At 54.9% G+C, this 6,772-nt stretch carries 6 protein-coding genes, 1 tRNA gene and 1 rRNA gene; 4 read left to right on the top strand and 4 right to left on the bottom strand.

What is annotated here, in order from left to right; all coding sequences use genetic code 11:
- Positions 1-181: 181 nt before the first annotated feature.
- Together rrf and N7V53_RS06230 are read left to right on the top strand one after the other, a co-directional pair.
- A 5S ribosomal RNA gene (rrf, locus tag N7V53_RS06235) occupies positions 182-297 on the top strand.
- A gap of 55 nt (positions 298-352) precedes the next feature.
- Positions 353-429: transfer RNA gene (locus N7V53_RS06230), tRNA-Asp, on the top strand.
- An 85-nt stretch (positions 430-514) separates the two neighbouring features.
- Here the strand turns inward: N7V53_RS06230 and fabF are convergent.
- Together fabF and N7V53_RS06220 are read right to left on the bottom strand one after the other, a co-directional pair.
- Complete coding sequence (gene fabF / locus N7V53_RS06225; RefSeq protein WP_279792688.1) at positions 515-1,795, bottom strand: beta-ketoacyl-ACP synthase II; 1,281 nt, start codon at positions 1,793-1,795, stop codon at positions 515-517.
- Positions 1,796-1,797: 2 nt separating this feature from the next.
- Entirely contained in the window at positions 1,798-2,343 is a 546-nt protein-coding gene (locus N7V53_RS06220; RefSeq protein ID WP_054804267.1) for a helix-turn-helix domain-containing protein, read from the bottom strand.
- Between the two features lie 184 nt (positions 2,344-2,527).
- On the opposite strand from N7V53_RS06220, the gene dkgB reads away from it, so the two are divergent.
- Entirely contained in the window at positions 2,528-3,331 is an 804-nt protein-coding gene (gene dkgB, locus N7V53_RS06215; protein ID WP_279792686.1) for a 2,5-didehydrogluconate reductase DkgB, read from the top strand.
- A 34-nt stretch (positions 3,332-3,365) separates the two neighbouring features.
- Here dkgB and yafC read toward each other — a convergent pair whose 3' ends face one another.
- Positions 3,366-4,262, bottom strand: a complete 897-nt coding sequence (yafC, locus tag N7V53_RS06210) for a DNA-binding transcriptional regulator YafC (protein WP_279792685.1) — start codon at positions 4,260-4,262, stop codon at positions 3,366-3,368.
- Positions 4,263-4,477: 215 nt separating this feature from the next.
- Here yafC and N7V53_RS06205 point away from each other — a divergent pair, with 215 nt between their 5' ends.
- Positions 4,478-5,278: an endonuclease/exonuclease/phosphatase family protein gene (locus N7V53_RS06205; protein ID WP_071789488.1), complete on the top strand. Its 801-nt coding sequence runs from the start codon at positions 4,478-4,480 to the stop codon at positions 5,276-5,278.
- Between the two features lie 60 nt (positions 5,279-5,338).
- Here the strand turns inward: N7V53_RS06205 and mltD are convergent, their stop codons facing one another.
- Positions 5,339-6,709, bottom strand: a complete 1,371-nt coding sequence (mltD, locus tag N7V53_RS06200; RefSeq protein WP_200135588.1) for a murein transglycosylase D — start codon at positions 6,707-6,709, stop codon at positions 5,339-5,341.
- Positions 6,710-6,772: the final 63 nt, after the last annotated feature.

The following is a 6,772-nucleotide window of genomic DNA, read 5'->3' as shown; positions in this document are numbered from 1 at the left end:
GATGAGAGACAGATTTTCAGCTGATACCAGATTAGATGTTGTGTCCGAAGGATTTTACGCAGCAGCAAGGCGGCAACTGAGACGAGACGACAGGAGCATACTGAAGTATGTGACTGTTGCGAGCGAAGGCAGCCAACGCAGAAGCGGCGTGAAAGACACAGGACGGAGCACAAAGAATTTGCCTGGCGGCACTAGCGCGGTGGTCCCACCTGACCCCATGCTGAACTCAGAAGTGAAACGCCGTAGCGCCGATGGTAGTGTGGGGTCTCCCCATGCGAGAGTAGGGAACTGCCAGGCATCAAATTAAGCAGTAAACCGGGGCAACAACCCGGTGGTTGTAGAAAAATTCGGTGGAGCGGTAGTTCAGTCGGTTAGAATACCTGCCTGTCACGCAGGGGGTCGCGGGTTCGAGTCCCGTCCGTTCCGCCACTTATTTTAAGAACCGTATCTCTCACGAGATACGGTTTTTTTTCGTCTGCAATTTGTGAAAAAAGGGCCAAACGGCCCCTGTTATTTACTCTTCCCAGCGCTTTAACAGCAAACTGGCATTCACCCCGCCGAAGCCAAACCCATTCGACATCGCGTAGCGAATCTCAAGCGGTCGCGCGGTAAGCGCCACCAGGTTTAACCCATCGGCCTTCTCATCCGGGTGATGTAAATTGAGCGTCGGTGGAGCAATCTGTTCACGCAACGCCTGAACCGTGAAAATCGCCTCAATACCGCCCGCCGCACCTAAAAGATGCCCCGTCGCTGATTTAGTGGAGGTGATTGCTACCGTACTGTTCGCACCGAACACGCGTTTTATCGCTGCCAGTTCGCCTTTATCGCCAACCGGAGTAGACGTCGCATGAGCATTAATATGCTGAATGTCGGAGACTGAAATGTCCGCCTGCCGGATCGCGGCTTCCATCGCCCGTGCGGCACCGTTACCGTCTTCCGGGCCGGCAGTGAGATGATGCGCATCCGCGCTTGTTCCATACCCTACCAGTTCCGCCAGCGGCGTCGCGCCGCGCGCCAGCGCATGTTCGAGCGATTCAATCACCAGCAGCCCGGCACCTTCACCCATCACAAATCCATCACGATCGCGATCAAATGGGCGTGAAGCCGTCGTCGGTTGATCGTTAAAACCGCTCGAAAGCGCCCGTGCCGCTGCAAATCCCGCAAGGCTGACCCGATGAATCGCTGCTTCACTGCCGCCGCATAAGGCGATATCTGCCTCACCGCTGCGTATCAACCGCGCGGCATCACCAATTGCCTGCGCGCCCGCCGCACATGCCGAAACGGGCGCACCGATCGGGCCGCGAAAGCCATAGTTGATTGAGACATGGCCGGCTGCGAGGTTGGCGAGGAAAGAGGGAACGGTAAACGGGGAGAGTTTACGTGGGCCGCGCGAATCGGTGGTGCGCACCGCGTTAGTGATCTCACTGAAGCCACCGATCCCGGTGGCAATAACCGTTGCGGTTCGATCGCGCTGTGCCTCCTCCTGCGGAAACCAGTTTGCCTGCGTCAGCGCTTCTTTCGCTGCCACCAGTGCAAACTCAATAAAACGATCCATCTTTTTACGCTCTTTCGCCGGGATCGTGCTTAAGGGATCAAACCCGTGATGTGGATCCTCTTCAATCGAAGGAACCTGGCCTGCCACTTTGCAGGCAATATCATCGACCATTTCATCGTCGAGGCGGGAAATACCCGATTTGCCCTCAACCAATGATGACCAGACGTGGGAAAGGCCGCAGCCCAACGGGCTGACGATGCCCATACCGGTTATAACGACGCGCTTTTGCGAAATGCTCATATTCACTCCTCCTTATTCATCTGTAATTGTGGCGCATATTTCAGCGACGTCTCTCCGGCCTGCTTACGTTGCAAATATTGATGACGATAGTGGAGAACCGGCGACGCTGCCGGGCCTGGCACCATGGCGTACTTTTCAGGGGTTATGGCTTCGCCGGTGGCCTTATCGACGAGGATCGCTTCAACCGGGCGCGCGGTTTCCCGCTCAACCAGCATCATCTGTGGGCCTTCAGGTGAGAAATGGCGGTTTCCCCACTGCGCCAGCGCGATGATGACTGGACGAAAATCATAGCCTAACGGCGTGAGGTGATATTCATAGCGCGGCGGGGTTGTGCTGTAGCTCACCTTTTCAAGCAACCCCTCTTCAACCAGCTCTTTCAGGCGCCGGGAGAGAATGTTCGGCGCAATATTGGCGTTTTTCTGGAACTCATCAAAACGGGTAAACCCTGCGAAGGCGTCGCGCAGGATAATCATGCTCCAGCTATCACCAATGCGTCCCAGACTTCGGGCAATAGGGCAGGGAGCCTGGTAAAGCGCTTCATTTTTCATGATGGTATCTGCTGTAGTAAACATGCCGCACCAAAGTGACATAGTGACTTTCAATATGCAAGTCACTACTTTTAGCACTATTGCCGCTGCGGCAAATATCCTCTGCATTCCCGCCTCTTTTTCCCCCGTACTCAACTCACCATAATCACGCCATCTGTTAAGAAATAATGAGAGAGGAATTGATATGTCTATCCCTGCATTTGGTCTGGGGACCTTCCGTTTAACCGATGAAGCGGTTATCGCCTCGGTGAAGACCGCCCTTGAACTGGGCTATCGCGTGATTGATACCGCGCAGATTTATGGCAATGAAGCCGCCATTGGCGAAGCGCTTGCCCAGAGCGGCGTCGCGCGGGAATCACTGTTTATCACCACTAAAATCTGGACTGAAAACCTGGGCGAAGGGCAGCTGATCCCAAGCCTGCAAGAGAGCCTGAAGAAGTTAGGCACTAACTATGTTGATTTGACGCTGATTCACTGGCCGTCGCCGGGCGCAGCAGTGCCGGTTGCCGAGTCGATGCAGCAGTTGATGAACGCCAAAGCGCAGGGGCTAACGCGCCAGATTGGCGTCTCCAACTTCACGATTGAGTTAATGGAACAGGCGATCGCGGCTGTTGGGGCGGAAAACATTGCCACTAACCAGATTGAGCTCTCTCCCTATCTGCAAAACCGTAAAGTGGCGCAGTGGGCAAAAGAGCACGGGATCCACATCACCTCATATATGACGCTGGCGTATGGTAAAGCACTGAAAGATGCCACGGTTGCCCGCATCGCGCAGAAGCACAGCGCAACGCCGGCCCAGGTGATCCTGGCATGGGCGATGGGGGAGGGATACGCAGTGATCCCATCCTCAACCAAACGCGAGAACCTGGCGAGCAACCTGCAAGCGAAGACGCTTGAACTGGATGCGGATGACAGAGCCGCCATCGCCGCGCTGGATTGCAATGACCGGCTGGTCAGCCCGGAAGGGCTTGCACCTGAGTGGGATTAATCAGCAACGTGACGGGAGCCTGGCTCCCGTTTTTTTATCTGCCCGTCTGCGGCACATGCTCGCTGACAAAGTCGATAAAGGCGCGAATACGCGTGCTCACCGCCCGATCGCTATAGTAGACGGCGCTGAAGGGCATCTCTACCGGCAGCAGTTTGTCTGACATCAGCGCAACCAGTTCGCCGCTCGCCAGCTCTTTATCAATCATATAATCCGACAGGCTGGCGATACCGTTGCCGCTCAGACAGAGGTGTTTAAGGGTTTCACCGCTGTTAGAGGCGAGCGTGGGCGTTACCTCCAGCAGTTGTCCATCGGCCGCAGCCACCGGCCAGGTATTCAGCGATACCGGCTCCGTAAAGCCGAGGCAGACATGATTTTGCAAATCCTCTACCGTTTCGGGTGTACCGTAACGGGCAAGATATTCGGGCGAAGCGATAATTTTGCGGTAGCTCTTAAAGAGCGGACGCGCGCGCAGGCTGGAATCTGTCAGCTTGCCGACGCGAATAGCGACATCGACTTTTCGTTCAATCAGGTTGATAAAGGTTTCGCTCGAGACCAGCGACAGGCTGATCTCCGGGTAACGTTCACGAAACGGCTTAATCAGCGGCATTAAAAAGTGCAGCACCACCGGCGTGGCGGCATCGATGCGCAGCGTGCCGCGCGGCACCAATTTATTCTCCATCACCTCGTTTTCCGCCGCCGCCATCTCCTGCAGCACCGTTTGTACGCGACGGAAATAGCGCTCGCCCTCTTCAGTGAGGCTAAGCTGGCGAGTGGTGCGATTGAGCAGGTTAACGCCGAGCTTATTCTCCAGCTTCTTCACCGCCCGGCTAATGGCAGAGTTTGCCTGACCAAGACGTTCAGCGGCACGGCTAAAACTGCCGCTCTCCACGACCGCGACAAAAATGGCGAGTTCTTCCGAGGTGGTTTTCATTATTGCCTCTGTAGCAACATTTCAACGAGATTATTCATGCGCGTGTATTTAACCACGCCGCGTGTCGCAATGCCATCGCGCGGCCTAAAGGTCAATGGCACCTATACAAGCTGGCGCTTTTCTGGTGATTATTCGTTGAAACTATGGTCTACAATCCCTATAACTGAGTGATGCCCCTTTTTCGGGCGCGGAAATCAAAGAGGTTCAAAGCCGAAGTGGCGAAAAATACTTACGCTATGCGATATGTTGCCGGACAACCTGCGGAGCGCATTTTACCGCCGGGATCGTTCGCCAGTATTGGTCAGGCTTTACCTGCCGGGGTTCCTCTCAGCCAGGATGAAAAGATCCGCGTACTGGTATGGAACATCTTCAAGCAGCAGCGGGCGGAGTGGCTCTCGGTGCTGCAAAGTTTCGGCAAAGATGCGCACCTGGTTCTGTTACAGGAAGCGCAGACGACGCCCGAACTGGTGAGTTTCGCAACCAGTAACTATCTTGCTGCCGATCAGGTTCCCGCCTTTGTGCTGCCTCAGCACCCCTCAGGCGTGATGACGCTCTCTTCTGCCCATCCGGTCTATTGTTGCCCTCTGCGCGAGCGTGAGCCGATTCTGCGGCTGGCAAAGTCAGCCCTGGTGACGGTCTACCCGCTGCCGGACAGCCGTAATCTGATGGTGGTGAATGTGCATGCGGTCAACTTCAGTCTCGGTGTTGATGTCTACAGTAAGCAGTTGCTGCCGATTGGCGACCAAATTGGGCGTCACGATGGCCCGGTGATTATGGCCGGCGATTTTAATGCCTGGAGCCGCCCGCGCATGAACGCGCTCTACCGTTTTGCGCGCGAAATGGCGCTGCGGCAGGTACGATTCACCGATGACAATCGCAGGCGAGCCTTTGGCCGACCACTCGATTTTGTCTTCTATCGTGGCTTAAACGTTGATGAGGCGTCGGTACTGGTGACCCGCGCATCGGATCACAACCCGCTGCTGGTGGAGTTCAGCCCGCTCCCTTCCGGCAAGTAGGGCGAAAAAAAGATAAAAAAAAAGCACCGTGGGGAAACGGTGCTTTTTTATTGCTTCAGGTCAGGAGTCTGGCGTCGCGCTGTTCTTCACAAAGAGCGTGATTTGATCGCCCGGCCGCAGATTGGAGGTATCGGTGTTCCAGCGCATCACATCTTTGATGTTCACGCCGTGACGTTTCGCGATACTCGACAACGAATCACCTTTGCGCACGCGATAGGTAATGCTATCGCTGTTGCTGGCAAGACGTTGTGCGCTGCTGCCTGCACCAACAGTCAGGTTTTGACCCACCTTCAGGTTCGCGCCGCGCAGATTATTCCACTGCTTCAGATCCTTCGCGCTTACGCCGAGGCGTGACGCGATGCCTGAGATCGTATCACCTGAGCGAACCTTGTAGCTTTTGCTGGAGAGCGGGGTGTTATCCGCAACCAGCGTCGGCTGTACGGCGGCGATTTCGCCGGATGCCAGCGACTCACGCAGCTGATCTGCATGTTTCTTCGGCACCATCACGTACTGTGGACCGGCTGAACCCAACGTCGAACCTTTAACGCCTGCGTTAAACGCCTTCAGTTTGTTGACGGAAATTCCCGCCATTTCAGCCAGCTGATTCACTTCTACCGGGCTACTCAGCCTGACACGCGCCAGCGCACGGCTTTCGTCCGGCGTTGGCAGATTAATGCCATAACGTTTGCTGTTTTTGAGAAGATCGCTCAACGCCAGCATCTTAGGCACATAAATCTTTGTTTCATAAGGCAATGAGAGCGACCAAAAATCGGTGGGTTTCCCCTGCGCTTTGTTCGCTTTAATTGCCTTCAGCACGCGACCTTCACCGCTGTTATAGGCGGCAACGGTCAATAACCAGTCGCCGTCAAACATACGGTTAAGACGCTGCATCATGTCGAGTGCGGCCGTGGTAGAGGCCACAATGTCACGACGCGCATCGTAGCTGCGTGTCTGTTTTAAACCATAATTTCGCCCTGTGCTCGGAATGATTTGCCAAATGCCTGCGGCATTGGCACCAGACGTTGCGTGCGGGTTAAAAGCGCTCTCCACTATGGGTAGTAGTACCAGTTCCATGGGCATGTTACGTTTTTTAACTTGCCCAGCTATCCAGTACATATACGGCTCTGCCCGTAAAGTTACATCGTGGAGATAGCTCTTATTGTTTAAATACTTCAGTTTCTGTTCGCGAATCCGGCTGTTTTCCGGAATTCCCATCTTTAGCTCGTCGCTTATGGAGGCCCACAAGTTGCTATCCGTTTGGTCGGCGAGTGTTCCGTCGTCCATCCAGCGTGCCTGACTTGTGAACTTCCCAGCTTCCCCTTGACCAGCTGCAGAAAGGCTCTGTGCGTGCTGTTGTACCGAACCGTCGCGCTGCGACGCCTGGCACCCCACGAGCAGGACAGAGGCGAGTAATATCGCTTTTGCCTTCATGTGTGTGTCAATAGTAGTTGCTTAAAAGACGAGCGATGATAACGGCGATGTTTTCAAAAGGCA

The sequence above is a fragment of the Kosakonia sp. HypNH10 genome (genome assembly GCF_029850615.1).
In the GTDB taxonomy this organism is placed as follows: domain Bacteria; phylum Pseudomonadota; class Gammaproteobacteria; order Enterobacterales; family Enterobacteriaceae; genus Kosakonia; species Kosakonia cowanii.
This window is presented reverse-complemented; position numbering and strand designations above follow the sequence as displayed.